Raw genomic sequence first — 20503 nt, 5'->3', positions numbered from 1 at the left:
ATGGCCGATGGCTCCTCACCGATCCCCTGCGATTCCACGACGCGCACCGCGCGCTGCCGCTTATGGGGCCGGAACGGGTCCTGGCGCTTCCGGCGACCGTCCTGGCGGGTTGACCCCGCGCGATCAGAGCCTGCTGCCGAACAATTCCCAGAGGCGCGCCGCAGCCGCCAGCAGCGCGACCACGGCGAGAAGGACCGCAGGCGCCGCGAGCCTCGCCCCAGCCCTGGCGCAGCGCGCGAGCAACCAGCCGGCGCCGATCGTGACCAGGCCCGCCGCCAAGGCGCCGGCCACCGCCTGAAGGCAGAGGGCGGCGAAGGTGACGATCCCGGCCGAACCCGACCAAGCCTCGCCCAGAAGCGCCCCCGGCAGGTCCACGAAGGCGCCGATGCGCGTCGTCGCGACGATGGCCGCCAGCATGGGGCCCGAGACACCGCCCCGCCCGCCGCGGAAGGCCAGCAGCGCGAGGGCGCAGAGCCATCCGGCATCGAGCAGCAGGTCGGCCCCGGCGAGGTCCTCGCCCGTGGTGGGCAGCCAGGCGGCCGCACCCAGGGTGGCAAGCGCAGCCCGGAGCACCAGCGCCGCGACGAGGCCGATGGCGATCCAGCCGGCGATGGCCGGAAGCGGCGCCGCGCCGCGCGGCAGGCAGGCCAGCGCCACGCCAAGCAGGATGGCGGGCAGCCGGACCATCTCCGCAAGCCCGACCAGCGCCCCCGCCAGCGTCCCATAGAGCCCGAAGACCAGCACCAGGACGGCGAGTGGCGCCAGAAGGGCGGGAACCGATCCTCGCATCAGCCGGTCCAAAGCCGCCCGGCTCCTCAGCTGCCCGGCGCCGCGCCCATCGCGCCGAGCAGCGCGCCCACCACCTTGCCTTGCGCGTCCCGCAGGAGGGAGGTGGAGATCCGCGCATATTCAGCGGGATCCGCCCGCACCTCATAGCGGCCGACCGAAGCGCCGGAGAGGGCGCTGAGCACGCCCGTCGCGACGGCGCCGGCGGAGGTATCGCGGACCGGATCGCCGTAGCGGTCCATCGAGAAGACCGCCTGGCCGAGCGTGATGCTGCCGACATTGTTCGGGCAATAGCCCACGCAAGCGACGCCGCGCGGCGTCGCGATGTTGCTGAGGCCGCTGCCCGCCCGCACCGACAATGCGGGCGTGAACTCGGCGCTCGCGCGGCCCGCGAACATGCCGCCCGAAGCTTCGGCATTGGCGAAGTCCACATAATGGCGCACCACCACGGCCGTCACGCCATCATTGCGCGGCAGGGTGCTGATGACGCGGATCGGCGAATTGGTGTCGAAGCCGCTGAAGCCGGAAATGCCGGGCAGGCCCGTGTCGGTGCTGACGACGGAACGGCCGGTCGGCGCGAAGACGATCAGCCCGCTGCCGCGCACCGGGCTCGGCTGGCCCGAGACATTGGCCGGCGGTTCCACCAGTTCGATCCCGGCGCTGCGCATCCGCTCCTGGAAGTCGCTCCAGGCGGCATCGGTGATCTGCTGCATGCGCGCCTCATCCACGCCGCTGAGGTTGGCGCGCACCGAGGCGCGCACCACGCCCGAACTGCCAAGACGCGATGCGGAGGCGGAGGCCGAGAGGTCGGTCTGGAAGGCGACGACGAAGCCCACCACGGAGACACGACGCGGCGCGCCCGCCAGGTAGGACTGGCCGTTGACGACGACGTCCGAGGTGGGCGCGAAGCCGGTCAGCACGCTGCCGCGCTGCGTGGCGGGGCGCACGCCCTCATTGGCGCCAAGGCAACCCGCCAGCATCACGAGGGCAGCGAGGCTTGTGGTGGATCGGACGAAGGCACGGCGCAGCATGAAGTCTCCTGTGGTGAGGTGGAAGGAAGGCGGCGCCGCTCAGCGGCAGGCGGAAAGGACCCAGAAGCCCGGCGGCATCGGCGCGCGCGCGGCGCCGGCCTGCGCCTGCTGCGGCAATTCGCCGTAGTGCAGCGCACGGCCCAGGGCGGGGATGAAAAGCCGCCGCGGCGCCGGAACGCCGCTGCGCGGTGGATCGGGCAGGATGGCGAATGCGTCGCTGACCGGGTGGAAATCGAGGCGCAGCGCGTCATCGGTCTCGAGGTCGCGCACGCCATCCTCGGCCGTCCCGGGCCCCGGCGCGGAGACGGGCCAGAGGGTCAGCCCGCCATAGCCCTGCGCGGCGGCGAAGCGGAACCAGAGGTCGTGCCCGCTGGCGCCGGAGCGCAGGCGCAGCAGCAGGTCCGAGGCATCGGAGGCGGGCGGCCCTTCGCGCCGCAGCTCCGCCGTCCATTCGCCCGGGGCATCGAGGCGATAGGTCGCGCGTTCAGCCGGGCAGGAATCAGCGCGCGGCGAGACGGCGCGCGCGATGGCATCCAGCCCGACGCCTGCGAGGACGAGCCCCTGGCCCTCGATGCGGAAATCCAGCGTCGCGCTCCCGCCCGAGGGGCAGCAATTGGCATCCTCCGCGCGCGACAGCACGGCCTCGGCCGCCATCTGCTCGAAGTCATAAGTCACCGCCTGGCGCAGCTCGAGCCCGGCCGGCAGGCGGCCCGGCAGCGCGGCCCACCAGCTCTCGGTCTCGATCTCCTCCCAGCCGCGCGGCCCGTTCCGGTAAAGCAGGTCGCCATTCGCGCGGCCCATGCCGCCGGCCCTGCCGCGGACATGCAGCAGCGGCCCGCCCTCGCCCGCCAGGATGCGCGGCGCCTCATAGCCATGCCCCTCGAACGACCAGCCCAGCAGGCGCACGCCGCCCGGCACCTCGGCGAGCAGCACGATGCCGGAGCGCACGCCATCGGCCTCGGTGAAGCCCTGTTGGATCTGCCAAAGCACGCGCGTGCGGCCATCCTCGCCAAGCGCGACCCCCGCGCCGGTGACGCGGCAATCACGCAGGGCGGTGCCGAGGCAGCGCTGTTCCAGCATCGCAGGCCGCGGGATCGTGCCTCCCTGTGCCGCGACCAGCCGGCCATCCGCGCCGCGCCGCTGCTCGATCCGGCGCAGCGCGCGGGCCTGGCGCAGCGCCTCCTCCAACGCGGCGATCCGCGCGGCATAGGCGTCGCGCAGCGCCCCGCGGTCGGGCGCATCCGCCGCCAGCGTGGCCTGCCAGTCGCGCGCGCGCTGGGCGAAGGTGGCGCGGCGCAGTTCCGTCGCGACGACTTCGGCTTCCAAGGCGCGCCGCCGCGCATCCAGGGCACGCAGTACGTCATCCTGGCACAGCGTCGCCTGGAGCGGCCCGGCCGGCACCGTGCAGCCGCGCGGTTGGGCCCCGGCGGGCCAGGCGAAAAGGAGCGTGAGCGAAAACAGCGTGGCGAGGGCGGGCGCGATGGGCATGAGGACGATCCTTGGCGCCGCAAGGGGGGCGCCACGGCGTCGAGATTGCACCGCGCCGACCCGCGCCGACACCCCTGAACGGGGGGGCGCCCGTCAGGCCAAGCCGCGGCGGATCGCCTCGCGCGTGGCGGCGGCGCGCGTGTCCACGTCGAGCTTCTGGTAGATGACCTTGACGTAGCTGGCGACGGTCTGCGGCTTCAGCCCCAGTTGCGCCGCCGCCTCGGCCACCGTCAGGCCACGCGCGAGCAGCGCCAGCGTCTCGGCCTCGCGCGGGGTCAGCCCAGCCTCGTCGCGCCGGCCCGGCAGGCGGCTGCGGAAATGGCCCAGGATGCGGTTCGCGATGGCGGGGGAGAGCGGCGGCTCGCCGCGCTCGATGCGCCGGAGATATTCCACCAGCAACGCGGGCTCCTCCTGCTTCAGCAGGTAGCCCCGCGCGCCGGCGGCGATCGCTTCGAAGAGGTGGGCGTCGCCGTCATAGATGGTGGCCACCACCGGCAGGGTCCCGGCATGCGCCGCGGCGATCCGGTGCAGCAGCGAGATGCCCGACCCGTCCGGCAGGCCGAGATCCACCAGCGCCAGGTCGAACCGGGCGCCGGGCGCATCCAGTGCGGCCTGCGCCTCGCGCAGGGTCGCCGTGGCGAGGGTGGCGATGCCGGGAAACGCGGTCTCCGCGACGCGGCGGAGCACCTCGCGCGAGGCTGGAAGGTCCTCGACGATCAGGCAGCTGCGCGGCGCGGCACCGGGCGTCACGGCGCGGCGGGCGGCGCGGGCAGCGGCGCCGCAACGGCCGCCGGCAGCGGCAGGCGGATCGTCGTGCTGGTGCCGCGCGGCCCGGACTCGATCGCGAGGCTGCCACCGAGTTCCGTGACGCGCTGCCGCATGTTCGCAAGCCCGAAGCCGCCGCCCGGCGCGGGCTCCGCGAAGCCCACGCCGTCATCGGCGGCGCGCAGCGTCACCACCCCCTCCTCCAGCGCCGCGCGGACCGAGAAGCGTCCCGCAGCGGCATGGCGCAGCATGTTGCTGACGATCTCGCGCATCGCGGAGGTCAGGGCCTTCGCCTCGCGGTATTCCAGCGGCGCCGTTTCCATCATGGCGCCAAGCGGCCAGTCGAGCGTGACGCCCGCGGCCTCGCAGCGGCGCGCCGCCTCGTGCCGCATCTCCGCCAGCACCTGGTCGAACGTCGCGCGTTCCCCCGAGAGGCCGCTGACGATGGCACGGATGTCGGTCAGCGCGGCCTGGAGCAGCGGCCGCGTCTCTGTCGGTGCGCCGCTCAGCCCGGTAAGCAGCCGCGCGCCGACATCGTCATGCAGGTCGCGCGCGATGCGCCGCCGCTCCTCCGCGACGCCGCGCTCATAGGCGTCGCGGCTGCGGGCGGCCTCGGCGATCAGCACCGCGAGCTGGCGGACCAGGCCGAGTTGCAGCGGGCCGAACAGGCCCCGGCCGCGAAAGGGGAAGCGCAGCCGCAGCGGCGGCGCATCGGCCAAGGCGGGCAAGGTCATCTCCACACCGTCGGGGCTGGCCTCGGGCACCGGCGGCCCATCCGGCAGCGGCTCCATCTCCAACGGATCGAACAGGCGGACCAGCAGCCCGCGCCAGCGCTCCGCGCGCCCCGTCGCGGTGGGCGCGAAGGCGACGTCCATCGCGGCTGCGAAGATTTCGTGATGCTCGGGCTGCCGGCGGCCGAGCAGCCGCCGGGCCAGTGCGTCGCGCAACGGCAGGTAGAGGAAGCCCACGGCCAGCAGGGCCAGGCCGAAGGCGGGTGCCTGCTCCAGGTTCAGCAGCGTGATGAGCGCAGCATCGAGCGCCACCATCAGCAGCAGGCCCGCGCCATAGAACAGGATGCGGAAGGACCAGGTGCCGAGGTCGAAGAGCCGGTAACGGCGAATGCCGAGCGCGATGCCGGCATAGACGATGCCGAAGAAGGCCAGCGCATAGCCCTGGCTCAGCGCCGGCTCCCGCCCGAGCAGCGGCGGCACGGCGATGGCCGCGACGAAGGCGCCAGCGCCCAGCACCACGGAGAGTCCCATCCAGCGCAGTGCCGCGCGCGCGACCGGATCGCGCCGCGCCAGCACCCATTGCAGCAGCACCAGCAGGATGATGCCCAGCATCATGGTGGCGACGGGCATGTGGATGCCGAGCGCGGGCGTCCCCACCAGATGGGTGATGTTGGCAAGGTAGAGCGGCACGAACAGGCCGGGCACCAGCAGCAGCGCCAAGGGCCGGACCAGCTGGCGCGGATAGGTGAGGAACAGCGCGATCATCGCCACGCCGAAGAGATAGGCGCCGAAATGGTTGACCGCCGAGAGCGGACGGAACACGGCGCCGTCCAGCGCCAGCTCTCGCGTGCTGTAGACCGCGGCGGCGAGCGCCGAGGCGAAGAGGCCGAGGCCCGACAGCGCGAAGAGCCACGCGCCCAGGTCACCGCGCCGCAGCGACCACACCCAGGCGCCGATGGTGAGGCAGCCGATCGCGGATGCGACCTGCACCCAGAATACCAGGGGGAGCGCGCCGAGTGGCCGCTCCCCGGGCCGAACGGGGCGCGGCTCCGCCGCCGCCGTGCCGGGCGGCGCGACGTGCAGGATGACCTCCGGCGCGGCGAGCAGCGCGGCCATGCGCGACTGGCGGGCCATGAAGTCGCGATAGGCGGCGTAGGTCTCGTGCGCGTCCGGCTCCTCCATGAGGTCCTCGGCGCGCAGTGGCATGCCGCCCCCCTGGCCTATGGCGGCAAGGCGCTGACCCGGCTGCAGCCCGGCCCGGGCCGCGGGCCCGTCGGGCGCCATCGCCGCGATCCTGACGCCACCGCCCGGCGCTTCCGCCGCCAGGGTGAGGCCGAGCCAGGGCTGCGAGAGCGCCGCGGCGAGGACCAGCGCGACGCAGAGGGTGGAGAAAGCGGTCGCGGCCAGCATGATGCCGGCCGGCGAGAAAAGACCGCGCCGGGTGGCCGCGGCCCCGCGTTCCATGACCGTCTGTTCCGGCTTTCGCACCCTGAGTCCCGTTTCGCTCCTGACCGCCTGATTCCTTTCACGATGTTCAGGGGGCGGCAAGGCTCCCACGACGGGAAGGCCAGCGAGTCAGAGCCGGCCCTTGGGCTGCGTGAAGGTGGAGGAGCCCGGGATGGTGGTGCCCGGCGTGGTGGTGCCGAGCCGTTCCAGGAAGGCCTTGGGATCGCGCCGCCACCGCCGGTACCAGATGATGCCGACGAACAGCAGCATCGGCACGGCGGTCATCGCCCAACCGATCAGGGCATCCCAGTCCAGCCGTGCGAAGTCACTTTCCACGCAGAGTTCCCTCCCGCATCAGGACAGCGCGCCGAAGGCGCCGAGCGTCAGGATGATGGCGATGAAAACGCTGACGACCAGCAGGCGCCGGGGGGACGACGCGTAGGGCGTCGTCAGGAAAGCGAGGAGGGAGCGGCGGCGGTCCGGTGTCATCTCAGGATCGAAAGGCTAGCACAGGAGCAACTGCGCCTTGAAGGCGAATCCCTGGCTGGGGGCGCGCGGCTCTCCTTTCGCCGCACCCCGCCTCCGACGAAGCGGGACGGCTTCGCCTGCCAGGCGCTTCACTCCGGCGCCTGCCCCGCGGCATAGGCCGCCCAGGCCGCGTGCCGGTTGCCCACGCCGCGCCAATCACCGGCGGCGATGACCGGGAAGCGCGCTGCATCATCCATCACATAGGCATAGGCGCGGATGACGCCCGTGGCCGTGCGCACGCGCAGCACGCTGCGGCGATACATGCCACCCGGGGCGCCGCCGGGCGCCGCATCCTCCAGCGCGTCCATGCCGGCCAGGCGCTCCAGCGGCAATTCCACCACTTCGCCATGGACCTCGCCCTCCGCGAGGCTCAGCGCCGGATAGGCGCCGCAATCATGCAGCCGGCCCATCACGCGGCCGGGCACGCGCGCGATGCCCTCCAGATGGTGGGCATTGGCCTCGCCCTCCATCAGGGTGCCATAGACGAAGAGGTGCCGGATGGTGAGCGGCGGTGCCGCATCGCACGCCACGGCCTCCATCATGTCATGCGCGATGCCATGCGCCGCCTGGCCGCGCCGCACCACGCCGACATAGTCCGCATGCGGGGCGTGGAAGCCCTGGCTCGGCGCGACATAGGTCATCACCGGCAGCAGATGGCCGTCGGGCAGCACGACATGGCGGTCTTGCCGCTGGTAATGCACGGGCGCGCCCTCCTTGCGGTCCAGCGCGTAGAGGGCGGCCCGGTTCGCGCGGAAGACGACGCCCTCCACCGCCTGCCCGGGCCGCGCCCGCAGGTTCAACGCGCCGCCGCGGCGCGAGGCGGCGTATCGGTCGAAGGCCATTTCGCAATCGAGCATCAGCGCGGTCGAGACCGGCACCAGCTCCGCGCCGACGAAGCCCCAGCGTTGGCAAAAGGCGTTCCAGTCCCGCGCGTCGAGGTTGGAGCCGTAGCCGAAGTAGAGCGTCATCCCAGCGCGACCCTTGCTTCCGCCAGCGCCGCGCGCTGCGCCTCGGTCAGCACCGGATAGTGCAGCTTCAGCCCCTTCAGCGCACGGTTCATGGCCGCAACGACGATGAGGCGGGTGAACCACTTGTTGTCCGCCGGCACCACATACCAGGGGCTGTGCGGCTGGGCCGTGGCGCGGATCGCACGCTCATAGGCATCCATGTAGGCGTCCCAGTGGCGGCGCTCGGCCACGTCGCTCGCGCTGAACTTCCAGTGCTTCTCCGGTTCGTCGAGCCGCGCGAGGAAGCGCTTCTTCTGCTCCGCCTGAGAGACGTTGAGGAAGAACTTCAGCACCACCACGCCCTGCCGCGCGAGGTAGCGCTCGAACGCCGCGATATCCTCCAGGCGCTCATCCCAGATGCGCTTGGTGACCAGCGCGTCGGGCAGCTTCTGCCCGGCCAGCACGCGGGGATGCACGCGCGCCACCAGCACCTCCTCGTACCAGCTGCGATTGTGGATGCCGATCTGCCCGCGCGTCGGCAGCGCCGTGACATGCCGCCAGAGGAAATCGTGATCCAACTCGACCGGGCCCGGCTGCTTGAAGCTCACCACGTGGCAGCCCTGCGGATTGAGGCCGGAGAACACATGCTTGATCGTGCCGTCCTTGCCCGCCGCGTCCATCGCCTGGAAGAGGCAGAGCACCGACCAGCGATCCTGCGCGTAGAGCTTGTCCTGCTCGGCACTCAGCCGGTCCACCCCGTATTGCAGCAGCTCCGCCGCGTCGCTCTTGTCGAGCTTCAGGCCGGCCGTGTCGGCCGGGTCGTGCTTCTTCAGGCGGAAGCCCTTGCCCCCCTCGACGCGGTAGCGCGCCAGGATCTTCTCCACGTCGATGTCGAGTTCCGCGATGTTCATGTCGCTGCTCCCCGTCGGAATGCATGCAGCCGCCAGGCCCAGAGGATGGTGAAGGCCTGCAGCGCGAGGGTGAGGCCCATGGCCCAGGCATAGCCCGTGGCGTGCCAGCCGCCCGTGGCGTTCTGCGGCCAGAGGTCGATGATGACGCCGATCACGTATTGCAGGATGAAGACCATGACGAGCATGGAGCCGTTGATCGCGGTCGCCACGCGGCCGGCGAATTCCGCCGTGAAGCGCTGGCCCACCGCGGCATAGCCCGTCGGCCCCGCCGAGCCCGCGAAGGCGAAGACGAACCAGACAAGGCAGAGCGCCCAAAGGCTCGCCGGCGGATGGAAGACGAACAGCGCCTGCAGCGAGATCTGCACGCCCATGGCGATGCAGGGCACCAGCATGGGCGAATGGCCGCGCGCCTGAAGGAAGCTCGCCGCCTGGCCGTTGCTCAGGCTGCCGCCCGCCATGCCGCAGGCGTAGGCGAAGAGCACGATGGCCCGCGCCTCGGCATCGAAGCCCGCCACGTCACGCAGCCAGGGCCCGGCCCAGAGGCCCTGATAGACGAAGTTCAGGCCCGACATGACCATGATCGCCGGCACGAAGCGCACGAAATAGGGATGGGTGAAGATCGGCCCGAAGGCCTTCACCTCGTTCAGCAAGCCGCGCCGGGGCGGCTTCACATGGCCGGGCGGCGCATCGGCGACGGAGAACCAGATCCAGGCGGCGATGGCGAAGGACATGAGGGCGAGGATGACGAAGCCGCCGCGCCAGCCGACCAGTGGCAGCAGCGCCTGAAGCGGCAGCGTCGCCAGCATGCCGCCCATCCCGCCGATGAAGACGCCGCTTCCCGTCATCGCCGCCACCCGCGCTTTCGGGAACCATTGCGTATTGGCCTTGAGCATCGCCATCAGCCCTGCCGCGATGCCGATGCCTGTGAGGAAGCGGCCGATGCCCAGCATCACCACGCCATCGGCCAGGGCGCAGAGCAGGAAGGCCGCGCCCGAGAGCGCCGCCAGCGCCGTCTGCACCCGCCGCGCGCCATAGCGGTCAAGCGCCACGCCCACCGGCAATTGCGCGCCGGCATAGGCCACGAACAGCACGGCGGCCAGCAACCCGAGATCGGAGGCGGAGAGCGAGAATTCGAGCGCGAGCAACGGGCCGATCACCGCCAGCATCGCGCGGCTCGCCTGGTTCAGCAGGTTCACGAAGGCGAGCGGCAGGGTGACGCGCAGGAAGATGTGCAACTCAGTTCATCCTGACGCGAAAGCTGATGGGGCAGTGGTCCGAAAGGCGGTCCCGCATGGCGGGGTCGCGCTCGGCATAGACCATCACGCGCAGGCTGCCCGGCACCAGCCAGCGCTGCGCCGGCCCGCCCAGGAAGACGTGACTGATGAAGGGCCGCCCACCCCGCGCATCGGCCCAGCAGGGATTACCCACCCCCTCGTTCACGCGGGTCAGCGGTGCGGCGCGCGTGAGCTGAACCAGGAGGTCGTCGCGCGCATCCGGGATGCGGCGGTTGAAGTCGCCCAGGATGGCGAAGGCCGCGCCCTCGCCCCGCCGTGCGGCGACCCAGCCGGCCAGCACCGCGGATTGCCGCGTGAGGTTGTCGCATTCGCGCCCGCGGGCGGGGTCCATCGGCCCCTCGCGGCAACCGGCATTCAGGTGGACCGAGAGCAGGCGCAGCATCCGCCCCTCATGTTCGATGGTGATGTCGGTGCCGCGCCGCTGTGAGAAGCGGGCATTGGGCGCCAGGTCGAGCTCCGCCAGGTCGGCGTTGCGGATGGCGCGCAGGTTGCGGCGCACGGCGAAGCCGGTGCGCTGGATATCGCGCTCATCGGGGAAGAAGAAGGCGTAGTCGCGCGGGTTGAAGATGCGCGCCGCCGCCTCGGGCCCGTCCACCTCCTGCAGCGCCACCACATCCGCCTCCAGCCGGCGGACGTAATCGGCGAGCAGCGTGAAGTCGCCCGGCTGGCGCGGCGTCAGGCCGCGCGGCAGGTCCGGGTCATTCGCGGGGCGGAGCGTCAGCCAGGCGATGTTCCAGCTGGCGATCTTGAGCTCGGAGGCGAAGGCCGGGCTGGCCAGCAGCAGGAGCATGAGCGGGAGGAAACGGCGCATGCATCCATCCTGCCGGGAAAGCGTGCGGGGCGCGAGGGTTCGGCGGGTTCCGAAACATGCCGGCCTGTGGTGGGCTAGAGCATGATGCGTCGAGACGAAATCGCCGAGACGCTGAATCATCCTCTCGGCGTGGTCTAGCATCCAAGCCGTTACGGAGCCGGAAGCCCGCATGCCGAACCTCGCCAGCATCGCCGCCCTGATCGGGGACCCATCACGCGCCGCCATGCTGCAGGCCCTGCTGCCGGGCGAGGCGCTGACGGCGGGGGAACTTGCGCGCGTCGCCAATATCGGCGCGGCGGCGGCGAGCCAGCAGCTGAAGGCGCTGGCCGAATCGGGGCTGATCGCCGTCCATGCCCAAGGCCGCCACCGCTACCACCGGCTGGCGGGCGAGGAGGTGGCGGCCGCGCTGGAGACGCTGATCGCCCTGCCGCAGACCAGCCCCCGCAAATCCTGGCCGCATGGCGAGGCCTTCCGCCAGGGCCGGCTGTGCTGGCATCACCTCGCGGGCCGGCTCGGCGTCGCGCTGCATGAGCGGCTGAGCGGCGATGGCTGGATGGAGGCGGCCCCCGGCGGCTGGGCACTCACCGCGCGGGGCGAGACGCGGCTCGCGGCCCTCGGCGTGGACCTGCCCGCCGCCCGCCGCGCGCCGCGCTTCGCCTGTGACTGCATGGACTGGTCCGAACGGCGGCCACATCTCGCAGGCGGGCTGGGGCGCGAGGTGACGGCGATGATGCTGCGCCGCCACTGGCTGACCCGCATCGAGCCGGGCGCGAGGGACACGCTGCAACGCCGCCGCCTCGCCTGCACGCCGGAAGGGGCGCGCGCGCTCGCCGCCGAGTTCGGGATGGCGTTGTGAGTCCAGCGGCGCGCGTTGCCGTGGCGCTGGCGGCGATGACCGGCGCCTCGCAATTCCATCGCGCGGCGGTGGGCGTCATCGCGCCCGAGCTCTCGGTGGACCTCGGCATGGGGCCTACAGCGCTGGGTGCCGCGAACACCGCCTTCTTCGGCGCGCTGATGGTGGCGCAGATCCCGGTCGGCGTGATGCTGGACCGCATCGGGCCGCGACGCCTCGTCCTCTGGCTCACCGGGCTCGCCGTGCTGGGCGCGGCGGCCCAGGCGCTGGCGCAGGATGGCGCGCAATTCCTTGCCGCGCGTTTCCTGCTCGGTCTCGGCTGCGGGGCGAGCTTCATGGCGGCGGTCTTCCTCACCGGGCGCTGGCACAAGGGGCCCGCGCTCACGCGCGCCCTCAGTTCCATCTTCGCCTGGAGCAATGCGGGGATCCTCGCCGCCGGCGCGCCGCTCGCCGTCACGGCCGGCCTGCTCGGCTGGCGCGGCGCCTTCCTGCTCTCGGCCGGGCTGATGCTGGTGGTGGGGCTCATCTGGTGGCGCTTCGCCGCCGATGATCCGCCGGATGCGCCGCCGCGCATCGTGGCGCGGGAGTCGCTCGGGCAGGTGCTGGCCGGGCAGCTCACCGTCTGGGGCACGCCAGGCCTGCCGCGCATCCTCTCGCTGCACACCTTCGCCTACGCCGCGATGGCGACGCTGCTGGCGCTCTGGGCCGGGCCCTATCTCTTCGACGTGCATGGGCTGGACGCCGCGGCGCGAGGCAGCGTCATCCTCGCCATGGGCCTCGCCGTGCCCGCCGGGCAATTGGCCGTGCCGCCGATGGAGCGCTGGCTCGGGCGCGATGCGGCGGTGCTGGTCTCCGCCGGGACGGTGGTGGCGACGCTGCTGGCCCTCGCCCTCTGGCCCGGGCTGCCGCTCGCGCCGGCGGTCGCGCTGCTGATGCTGTGCTGCTTTTTCTCGGCCTATTCCATCCTGCTGGTGACGCAGGGGCGCGCGCTCTTCCCCGAGGCGCTGGTGGGGCGCGGCGTGACCACGGTGAACCTCGCACAGGTGCTGGGCTCGGCGCTGCTGCCGGCGCTGGTGGGCGGGGCGGTCGGCGCCGTGGGTGCGGGCGAGGCCGGCTACCGCGCCGGCTTCGCCCTCATGGCCCTGTTCCTGATCGCCGGCATGGCCGGCTATCGCTGGCTGCCGCGCCGCTAGTCGAGCACCGCCACGCACTCGATCTCCAACAGGAAATTCGGGCGCGGCAGGGAGTAGACGATGGCGGTGGTGCGCGCCGGGTATTTCCCGTCCGGGAAATGCGCCGCGTAGATGCGGTTCATCTCCTCGAAATCCTCACGCCGCGTCAGCAGCACATTCACCTTCGCCACGCGGTCCCAGCCCGCCCCCACGCTGGCGAGGATACCGGTGATGGTCGCCATGGTCTGCTTCATCTGCGCCGGGAAATCCCCGACGGCGATGGCGCCCTTCTCGTCATAGGCGGGGATGCCCGAGATGAACATGAGGTTGCCCACCTTCACCGCGGGCGAGAGCGGGGCGGCGACCTTCCACTGCCCCTCGACGAAGATGTGCTCCAGCGGCGCGCTCATGCGTCCCTCACTCCACGCGGATGTTGTTGGCACGGATCACCTGTGCGTAGGTGTCCGTGTAGCGGCGGATCTCCGCCCCGAATTCCGTGCCCGGCTTGGCCAGCACGGTGAAGCCCAGCTCCTCCAGGCGGCCCTTCACCTCGGGCCGGTTCAGCGCCGCGAGCCAGGCTGTCTCGAGCCGCGTGCGGGCGGCGGCCGGCACATCGGCGCGGGTGATCAGCCCGAACCAGCTGTCGGAGAGCACCAGCGGGAAGCCGAGTTCCGCCATGGTCGGCACGTCGGGCAGTTCCTTCACGCGCCGCTCGGCCGAAATGGCGATGGGGCGCATCTGCCCAGCCTGCGCGGGCTGGATCACATCGGGCAGGTTCGCGAACATGAATTGCAGCCGCCCGCCGATCAGGTCGGTATAGGCCTGCGGCGCGCCATTGTAGGGCACGTGCGTGGCACCGATGCCGGTGAGCTCGCGGAACTGCTCGCCGCCCAGGTGGTTCGACGTGCCGATGCCGTAGGAGCCGAAGGCGAGGTTGGCGCCCGCACGCCGCCCGGCGGCGAGGAAGGCCGGGAAGTCCCGCGCGACCGAGGGGTGCACCACCAGCACATGCGGCACGACCGTCGCCATCACCAGCGGCGCGAAGTCGCGCAGCGAATTGTAGGGCATGCTGGGACGCAGCGTGATGTTCGCCGCGAAGCTGTTGGCGATCATGATCATGGTGTGGCCGTCAGGGGCGGCGCGCATCACCTCCTGCGTGCCGATCACCGTCGCGGCACCGGGGCGATGCTCGATGATGACGGGCTGGCCGAGATCCTGCTGCAGGATCTGCTGCACGGGGCGCACCACCGTGTCCATCGTGCCGCCAGGGGTGAAGGGGATGATCACGCGGATGGGCTGGCTCGGCGCCCAGGTCTGCGCGCGGGCGCGTGCGGCCAGAGCAGGCGTGGCGAGGACCATGAGACCGGCGGCGCGGCGGGAGAGCTTCGGCATGGCGAAATCCTTTCGGGGCGGCAAGGGATCATGCTGCTCCCCCGCCCCCCCGCGTCAAGCGCGCCGGACGGGTTTTTGTGTCAGGGCGACAAAAATGAGCGCTCAGCCCTTGGGCAGAACGCGCTCATGAAAGACGCCTCGGCAATCCATCTCGTATTCCAGATCCACCACGGGCGGGCGGCAGAATTGCCAGGTGAGGCCGTGCCGCGCGGCACCGCGCGCCACCAGCTCATCCGCCAGGAAGGGATGCACGTCATGCACGGTATAGGCCTGCACGCCGGTCGTCTCGGCCCAGGTGAAGCCCAGCGCCGCCATGCGGCGTTCCATCTCGCCCAGCACCCATTGCGCCTTCTGGCGCATGCCGGCGGGCGAGAGATCACCCAGCGCCACCGTGTTGTCGCGATAGCTGCCCTTGCCCTCGGCCGATTCACCGCTGCCGGCGACGACGAAGGAAGGCGCGGCCGCCGCGTCCACCACGGTGAAGGTGAAGGCATGGAAGCTGGGGGAAGCGGGCTTGTGCAGCTCGGGACAGACATTGCTGCGCGCCACGGGGTTCAGCCCGTCCTGGAAGATGCCCCATTCGGTCAGCACCGCGCCATATTCGCGGTTGAAGGCCTCGAACCCCGCCTCGGTGAAAGGCGCGGGCGAGCGCAATTCGCAGGCGGCGAAGGCCTGCTTCGGGCGGCCCGCGGCCTCCAGCACGGCGGCGATGCGCTTGAAGCCCTCGGCCATCGGCACGGGCTCGGCGAAGCGCACGCGCTCCAGCCGGAAGCCCGGCTCGGCCGCGACGCCGGCGGAATACTGATAGACGCCCGGGATGAAGCGGAACCCGCCCGCGCGGGCGATCTGAGTGGCCGACATGATGCCTCCTGCAATGCGGCCGACATGCTGGCCCGTGCGGCGCGCAGCGACAAGCCGCGGATGGGCCGCGCTGCGGAGCCGCGGATGGGCAGCGCGGCGAAGCTGCGGCAAGCTTGCCAGGCAACCCCCGGCAGGAGCCCCGCATGACCATCTCCGTTCTCGAGCAGCGCCGCATCGAAGCCGCCTTCGCCAAGGGTGTCTTCGAGGAGATGGTCGCGACGCTCGGCGAGGAACAGGCGACCGAAATCCTCTCCCGCGCCATCGTGAAGCTGGCCCGCCAGGCGGGGGCCACCATCGCCGCCACGACGGAGACGCCGAGCATCCAGCACTTCGCCGATGCCATGGAGCGCTGGAAGCTGGATGACGCGCTGCGCATCGAGGTGCTGCGCCAGGACGAGACGCATTACGACTTCAACGTCACGCGCTGCCGCTATGCCGAGACCTACCGCGAGATGGGCCTCGGCAAGCTCGGCGCCGTGCTGTCCTGCAACCGGGATGGCGCGCTGTGCGAGGGCTATGACCCCAAGCTGAAGCTCGAACGCACCCAGACCATCATGGGCGGCGCCACCCACTGCAACTTCCGCTACACGCGGGAGGCCTGAGGGCGGCTCAGCCGAGCACGATGTCGAAGCGGGCGCGCGCGCCGTCATCCATCGGCGTCAGTTCCACCATCAGCAGGGCGCGATCCGCGCCGGAGAGCGAGCGCAGCAGCATATCGCGATCATTGCGGGGCGCGTCCGGGAAATAGGCCTGCGTCGTCAGTTCGGTCCGCCCGTCGGGCGCGGTGATCCGCATGTGGATATGCGGCGTGCGGCCGGGATAGAGGCCCGGACGGATGGTGCGGAAGGCGTAGCCGCCGGCCTCGGTGGTGCGGGTGGCGCCATAGCCCTGGAAGCCGGGATCGCGTTCGGCGAAGCGCGCATCACCGGGGTGCAGATAGATGCCCGCGGCATCGGCCTGCCAGATCTGGACGCGGGCGCCGGCCATCGGCGCGCCATCCCGGCCACGCACCACGCCGCCCAGCAGCAGCCTCTGCCCACGGGCCGCGCGCGGCTGACCCGCCACCTGCAGCAGGTCGTCATCCGCATCGGCGGGGATGGCGCGCGGGTAGTAGGGCCCTTCCATCTGCGCCGGCGTGCGCATGACCTGCGCCGCGGCGGGCAGCGTGATCACGGCGGGCGCGGCGAGGAGGAGGCGGCGGGGCAGGATCAGCGTCATCGGTCCACTCCTTCAGGAATGGCCCTTAGGCCCGCGCGGCCCCGCGGATGCAAGAAACAAAGTCGTTCGAATGTAACCGTCAGGCCGCGGGCGGCTTGCGCGTCCAGATACGGATGATCTGCCAGAGGAAGAGGCCCGCCACGAGCACCACCAGCACCTTGCCGATCGGGTCCACATAGCCCTCGATGTGCTGGTAGCCCTCCTCCAGGATGTAGCCGAGCAGGGCGAGCGCGCCGACCCAGATGGTGCTGCCCAGCGCCGTCCAGGAATAGAAGACGACGCGCGGCATCTCGATCAGCCCGGCCGGGATGGAAATCACGGTGCGGATGCCCGGCATCATGCGGCCCAGGAACACGGCGAGCGGGCCCCAGCGACGCAAGGTCGCCTCGGCCTTGTCCAGGTCCTCGCGCAGCACGCCGATCCAGCGGCCGTATTTCTCGCAGAGGCGGCGCGTGCGGTCGGCGCCGAAGGCGCGCGCCAGCTCGAACCACACGACATTGCCGACCAGCGTGCCCACCACGCCCGCCACGATGACCAGCAGCAGCGAAAGCTCGCCCCGCGCCGCGGCGAAGCCGGCGAAGGGCATGATGAGCTCGGAGGGGATGGGCGGGAACAGGTTCTCCAGGAACATCAGCGCGAAGACGCCGAGATAGCCGGCGGCGGCCACCCAGGAGGTGACGAGATCGATCATGGGGTCGTGACCTTGAAGAGGCTGAGCGTGATGGGCCGCCCGCGCGTGTAGTTGAAGCCCGCGACTTCGCCGATCAGGCGGGGCGTGATGCCCTGCGCAGCCGCCTCGCGGTTGAAGTCATCCAGCGCGCGGTTGCCGACGGCGACGACGCGGCCCGGCCGCTCGGCCAGGAAGCGCGCCGCATCCTCGCCACGCCGCAGGAGGCGCAGCGCGCCGCCGATGTGGAAGAGCGTGGACGGCTCGGCATGGCTGGTGATGCCGAATTGCGCGGGGTCGAGGCCCGGCGCCTCGCGCGCCAGCACCGCTTCCAGGCGCGGCGCGATCCACAGCGCCTCGATGCGCGGGAAGGTGAGCTGCATGATGCTCGCATAGAGCGGAATGGCCGCGACCACGCCGAGCACCGCGGCCCGCGCCCAGGCCGCGCGGCTCATCTCGCGCCAGACGAGCCAGGTGAGCAGCGCGGCAAAGGGCAGCGCGAGCAGCGCGCCCAGCGGCTCATGCCGCGTGACGAACCAGGGCACGGCCAGCGCCACGATGCCGATGCCGAAGGCCACACCCGCCACCGCGCCCTTCATGGCGCGGATGAGCCAGCGCGGCGGCTCGCGCCGCAGCGGGTCCATGGCCCACACCGCGCCCAGCAGCATCAGCGCCGGGTAGGTCGGCATGGTGTAGTGCGGCAGCTTGGTCGCCACCGCCTCGAAGACGAGCCAGGTCGGCACGATCCAGGCGAGCAGGAAGCGCGTGACGGGCTGGCGCCGCTGCGCCCAGGCGGTGGTGGCGGCGAGCACGACCAGGAAGCCGGCCGGGAAGGCCGCGATCAGGAAGCTCAGCAGGTAGAAGCCGGGCGGCCCCCAATGCTTCTCATCGCCCGACCCCACCTTGCCCAGCATGTCGTCGCCGATGGCCTGGGTGAAGAAGCGCCCCTCGGTCGCGAGGCCGATCGCCACCATCCAGGGCAGCACCATCAGCAGCATCAGCGGCAGGCCCCAATGCAGGCGCAGCGCGCGGAACCAGGGCGCGCCACGGTCGGAGACCACGAGCGTGATGCCCGCCAGCAGCGGCACCATGGGCGCGATCGGCCCCTTGAGCAGAACGCCGATGCCGAGGATCACCCAGAAGGCCGCAGCGTGGCGCGCGGTGAATTGCCCGGGCTGCAGATAGGCCGCGCCGAAGAGGCCCATGGCGGCGGTGATCGTCGCAAGCAGCGCCGCATCGGTCTTGGCGATATGCGCCTCCACCATCACCACCATGCAGCCGGCCAGCATCGCACCCGCCAGCAGCGCGGCGCGGCGGCCCACCAGGACGCGTCCGAACTGGAAGGTGGCGAGCACGGCGAGGATGGCGCCGAGCAGCGAAGGGATGCGATAGGCCCAGATGTCCCGCCGCGTGCCCAGCCCCGTGGCTTCGAGCAGATGCACGCTCGCGGCCTGCGCCCAATGGATGCCGACCGGCTTCTTGTTGCGTTCCTCGTCGCCCACGCGGATGTGGATGTAGTCGCCCGTCTCCACCATCTGGCGCGTCGCCTGGGAGAAGCGGCTCTCGTCGCGATCCGTCGCCGGGGTCACGAAGAAGCCGGGCAGGAAGAGGGCGAGGCAGAGCAGCACCAGCGCGAGGCGCGGCCAGGCCTGGGCGCGGGCGCTGACGCCGCTGATCCAGCGGTCCGTGCGGAGGGCGAGGGTCGACATGTCGCCGCGCGTCTAGCACGGGGGGGCGGGCACGGCCATAAAGCGGGGAATGAGCATCTCACATGTCGTGTCCCCTGGCCGCCGCGTTGCCGACGCCCTGCTGGAATCCGTGCTGGAACAGCACCGCGCGCTGGAGGAAGCGCTGGACGCCGTCCCCGGCTCCATCGAGCCGCGCGACAAGGCGGCGGGCCATCGCATCGCCGCCGCCGTGCTGCGCCGCCTGGGGAGCCTGGATGCGGTGATGGAACCCTTCCTCCGCCGCTCGCCCCCCGCCCCGGCGCTGCGGGCGCTGCGCATCGGTGCGGCGGAGCTGCTGCTGCTGGGCACGCCGCCGCATGCCGCCGTCTCCGCCGCCGTCTCGCTGGTGCCGCGCCCCCTGGCGGGGCTGGTGAACGCCGTGCTGCGCCGCGTCGCCGAGCATGGGGCGCGCGCGCTGGAGGAGCTGGACGCCGAGCGGCTGGACACGCCCACCTGGCTCTGGACCTCCTGGCACGCCGCCCACGGCGCCGCGGTGCGCGCCATCGCCGCGTCCCACCGGCAGGAGGCGCTGCTCGACCTCTCGCTCAAGCCCGGCGCCGCGCCGCCCGAGGGCGCGACCCTGCTGCCGACCGGCACGGCGCGGATGCCGGCCGGCACGCGCATCACCGAATTGCCCGGCTTCGCGGCGGGCGAGCTCTGGGCACAGGACGCCGCCGCCGCCCTGCCCGCGCGGCTGCTGGCGGTGAAGCCGGGCGAACTGGTGGCCGATCTCTGTGCCGCACCGGGCGGCAAGACGGCACAGCTGGCCGCGGCGGGCGCGCGCGTCATCGCCGTCGAGCGCGAGGCGTCGCGCATGCCGCGCCTGCGCGAGAACATGGCGCGCCTCAAGCTCACGCCAGACCTGGTCAACAGCGACGTGATCGGTTGGAAGCCCGAGGCGCTGTTCGACGCCATCCTGCTCGACGCGCCCTGCACGGCCACCGGCACCATCCGGCGCCACCCGGACGTGCCGCATCTCAAGCGCGCCAAGGATGTGGCGGTACTGGCCGCGCAGCAGCGCAACCTGCTGGTCGCGGCCTCGCGCCTGCTCAAACCGGGCGGGCGGCTGGTCTTCGCCACCTGCTCGCTCCAGGCCGAGGAGGGCGAGGCGCATCTGGCGCATATCCCCGAGGGGCTGCGGCTCGATCCCATCCGCGACGAGGAACTGCCCGGCATCGGCGCCACGGGTGCCGGGCACCTGCGCACGCGGCCCGATCTCTGGAGCGCCGAGGGCGGGATGGACGGGTTCTTCGCGATGCGCCTGGTGCGCGCCTAGCGCGGGCGGGCGGCCGGCGCGTTCGGATCAAGCCCGAGCGCCTGCAGGGTGATCGGATTGACCTGGCCTGTCGGCTGCAGACCCCTGCCCTGCTGGAAGCGCTCCAGCGAAGCCTGGGTGCCCGCCCCCCAGATCCCATCCACGCCGCCCCGGTAGAAGCCCAGGGCACGCAGGCGCTGCTGCACGTTGCGGATGACGGCAGGGCTCACCGTCTCCAGCGCCGGCGGCGCCGTGGTGGCCGCGGCGGGGGCATTGCGGGCGGAGAGGAGTTCGGCCGGAGGGATGCCGAGGGTCGCGGCCGTCGCCTGGTTGAGCTGCCCCGTCACCTGGAGGTTGCGCGTCTGCTGGAAGCGCTCCAGCGCCGCCTGGCTTTCCGGCCCCCAGACACCATCGGCGCGGCCGGCATAGACGCCGGCCTGCTGCAGCTTCTCCTGCACCATGGCGGTGACGCCGCCGGACAGGGCCTGGGTGTAGATCAGGCCCGCCGGCGCCTGGGCGGCGGCGAGGCCCGGTGTCGCGATGAACAGCAGGGCCGCGAGGGCGTGGCAGGTTCGCATCGGAAGCTCCTTGTGAGGCGTGTCACAAGGGCGAACGCTGC

At 71.9% G+C, this 20503-nt stretch carries 22 protein-coding genes; 4 read left to right on the top strand and 18 right to left on the bottom strand.

Features of this window, described 5'->3' with window-relative positions:
• Positions 1–123: 123 nt before the first annotated feature.
• The 11 genes from R9Z33_RS05725 to R9Z33_RS05675 all read right to left on the bottom strand — a co-directional run bounded on the left by R9Z33_RS05725 (position 124) and on the right by R9Z33_RS05675 (position 10739).
• Complete coding sequence (locus R9Z33_RS05725) at positions 124–789, bottom strand: hypothetical protein (RefSeq protein WP_318650341.1); 666 nt, start codon at positions 787–789, stop codon at positions 124–126.
• A gap of 26 nt (positions 790–815) precedes the next feature.
• Positions 816–1817: a hypothetical protein gene (locus R9Z33_RS05720; RefSeq protein WP_318650340.1), complete on the bottom strand. Its 1002-nt coding sequence runs from the start codon at positions 1815–1817 to the stop codon at positions 816–818.
• 39 nt (positions 1818–1856) lie between these two features.
• The gene (locus tag R9Z33_RS05715) at positions 1857–3305 is read right to left on the bottom strand and encodes a hypothetical protein (protein ID WP_318650339.1); all 1449 of its coding nucleotides are present in this window, start codon (positions 3303–3305) and stop codon (positions 1857–1859) included.
• A 93-nt stretch (positions 3306–3398) separates the two neighbouring features.
• A complete protein-coding gene (locus R9Z33_RS05710) occupies positions 3399–4055 on the bottom strand; it encodes a response regulator transcription factor (protein ID WP_318650338.1) in 657 nt (218 codons plus the stop codon).
• Positions 4052–6265 carry a sensor histidine kinase gene (locus R9Z33_RS05705; protein ID WP_318650337.1) on the bottom strand — a complete coding sequence of 738 codons (2214 nt, stop codon included), beginning with the start codon at positions 6263–6265 and terminating at the stop codon, positions 4052–4054. The genes R9Z33_RS05710 and R9Z33_RS05705 overlap by 4 nt, the downstream gene beginning before the upstream one ends.
• Before the next feature lie 111 nt (positions 6266–6376).
• Positions 6377–6583 (bottom strand): hypothetical protein, encoded by a 207-nt coding sequence (locus tag R9Z33_RS05700; RefSeq protein ID WP_318650336.1) that lies wholly within the window; start codon positions 6581–6583, stop codon positions 6377–6379.
• 18 nt (positions 6584–6601) lie between these two features.
• Positions 6602–6736: a hypothetical protein gene (locus R9Z33_RS05695; protein ID WP_318650335.1), complete on the bottom strand. Its 135-nt coding sequence runs from the start codon at positions 6734–6736 to the stop codon at positions 6602–6604.
• A gap of 128 nt (positions 6737–6864) precedes the next feature.
• Positions 6865–7743 (bottom strand): gamma-glutamylcyclotransferase, encoded by an 879-nt coding sequence (locus tag R9Z33_RS05690; protein ID WP_318650334.1) that lies wholly within the window; start codon positions 7741–7743, stop codon positions 6865–6867.
• Positions 7740–8633: a polyphosphate kinase 2 family protein gene (locus R9Z33_RS05685; protein WP_318650333.1), complete on the bottom strand. Its 894-nt coding sequence runs from the start codon at positions 8631–8633 to the stop codon at positions 7740–7742. The genes R9Z33_RS05690 and R9Z33_RS05685 overlap by 4 nt, the downstream gene beginning before the upstream one ends.
• On the bottom strand, positions 8630–9868 hold the full coding sequence (locus tag R9Z33_RS05680; RefSeq protein ID WP_318650332.1) for an MFS transporter: 1239 nt from the start codon (positions 9866–9868) through the stop codon (positions 8630–8632). The genes R9Z33_RS05685 and R9Z33_RS05680 overlap by 4 nt, the downstream gene beginning before the upstream one ends.
• A gap of 1 nt (position 9869) precedes the next feature.
• Positions 9870–10739 carry an endonuclease/exonuclease/phosphatase family protein gene (locus R9Z33_RS05675; RefSeq protein ID WP_318650331.1) on the bottom strand — a complete coding sequence of 290 codons (870 nt, stop codon included), beginning with the start codon at positions 10737–10739 and terminating at the stop codon, positions 9870–9872.
• Between the two features lie 169 nt (positions 10740–10908).
• On the opposite strand from R9Z33_RS05675, the gene R9Z33_RS05670 reads away from it, so the two are divergent.
• Both R9Z33_RS05670 and R9Z33_RS05665 read left to right on the top strand, forming a co-directional pair.
• Positions 10909–11595, top strand: coding sequence for an ArsR/SmtB family transcription factor (locus R9Z33_RS05670; protein ID WP_318650330.1), 687 nt, complete (start codon positions 10909–10911; stop codon positions 11593–11595).
• Positions 11592–12785 carry an MFS transporter gene (locus R9Z33_RS05665; RefSeq protein ID WP_318650329.1) on the top strand — a complete coding sequence of 398 codons (1194 nt, stop codon included), beginning with the start codon at positions 11592–11594 and terminating at the stop codon, positions 12783–12785. Before R9Z33_RS05670 ends, R9Z33_RS05665 begins: the two co-directional genes overlap by 4 nt.
• Here the strand turns inward: R9Z33_RS05665 and R9Z33_RS05660 are convergent.
• From R9Z33_RS05660 to cnbZ, 3 genes are all read right to left on the bottom strand, one after another.
• Positions 12782–13174, bottom strand: coding sequence for a RidA family protein (locus R9Z33_RS05660; RefSeq protein ID WP_318650328.1), 393 nt, complete (start codon positions 13172–13174; stop codon positions 12782–12784). The two genes, R9Z33_RS05665 and R9Z33_RS05660, sit on opposite strands and share 4 nt — an antisense overlap.
• Positions 13175–13181: 7 nt before the next feature.
• Positions 13182–14156 carry a Bug family tripartite tricarboxylate transporter substrate binding protein gene (locus tag R9Z33_RS05655; RefSeq protein ID WP_318650327.1) on the bottom strand — a complete coding sequence of 325 codons (975 nt, stop codon included), beginning with the start codon at positions 14154–14156 and terminating at the stop codon, positions 13182–13184.
• A 102-nt stretch (positions 14157–14258) separates the two neighbouring features.
• Complete coding sequence (cnbZ, locus tag R9Z33_RS05650) at positions 14259–15017, bottom strand: 2-amino-5-chloromuconate deaminase CnbZ (RefSeq protein ID WP_318650326.1); 759 nt, start codon at positions 15015–15017, stop codon at positions 14259–14261.
• 143 nt (positions 15018–15160) lie between these two features.
• On the opposite strand from cnbZ, the gene R9Z33_RS05645 reads away from it, so the two are divergent.
• Complete coding sequence (locus tag R9Z33_RS05645; protein WP_318650325.1) at positions 15161–15619, top strand: L-2-amino-thiazoline-4-carboxylic acid hydrolase; 459 nt, start codon at positions 15161–15163, stop codon at positions 15617–15619.
• Between the two features lie 7 nt (positions 15620–15626).
• Here the strand turns inward: R9Z33_RS05645 and R9Z33_RS05640 are convergent, their stop codons facing one another.
• The 3 genes from R9Z33_RS05640 to R9Z33_RS05630 all read right to left on the bottom strand — a co-directional run bounded on the left by R9Z33_RS05640 (position 15627) and on the right by R9Z33_RS05630 (position 18611).
• Positions 15627–16235: a protocatechuate 3,4-dioxygenase gene (locus R9Z33_RS05640; protein WP_318650324.1), complete on the bottom strand. Its 609-nt coding sequence runs from the start codon at positions 16233–16235 to the stop codon at positions 15627–15629.
• Between the two features lie 79 nt (positions 16236–16314).
• Positions 16315–16926 carry a DedA family protein gene (locus tag R9Z33_RS05635; RefSeq protein WP_318650323.1) on the bottom strand — a complete coding sequence of 204 codons (612 nt, stop codon included), beginning with the start codon at positions 16924–16926 and terminating at the stop codon, positions 16315–16317.
• Positions 16923–18611, bottom strand: a complete 1689-nt coding sequence (locus R9Z33_RS05630) for an ArnT family glycosyltransferase (RefSeq protein ID WP_318650322.1) — start codon at positions 18609–18611, stop codon at positions 16923–16925. Before R9Z33_RS05630 ends, R9Z33_RS05635 begins: the two co-directional genes overlap by 4 nt.
• Positions 18612–18660: 49 nt before the next feature.
• Here R9Z33_RS05630 and R9Z33_RS05625 point away from each other — a divergent pair, with 49 nt between their 5' ends.
• On the top strand, positions 18661–19905 hold the full coding sequence (locus tag R9Z33_RS05625; protein WP_318650321.1) for an RsmB/NOP family class I SAM-dependent RNA methyltransferase: 1245 nt from the start codon (positions 18661–18663) through the stop codon (positions 19903–19905).
• Here the strand turns inward: R9Z33_RS05625 and R9Z33_RS05620 are convergent.
• Positions 19902–20462 carry a peptidoglycan-binding domain-containing protein gene (locus R9Z33_RS05620; RefSeq protein WP_318650320.1) on the bottom strand — a complete coding sequence of 187 codons (561 nt, stop codon included), beginning with the start codon at positions 20460–20462 and terminating at the stop codon, positions 19902–19904. The two genes, R9Z33_RS05625 and R9Z33_RS05620, sit on opposite strands and share 4 nt — an antisense overlap.
• Positions 20463–20503: the final 41 nt, after the last annotated feature.

It is taken from the genome of Sediminicoccus rosea, from assembly GCF_033547095.1.
GTDB lineage: Bacteria > Pseudomonadota > Alphaproteobacteria > Acetobacterales > Acetobacteraceae > Roseococcus > Roseococcus rosea.
Note: the sequence above shows the minus strand (reverse complement) of the source record. Positions and strands in the feature narration are given on the sequence as shown.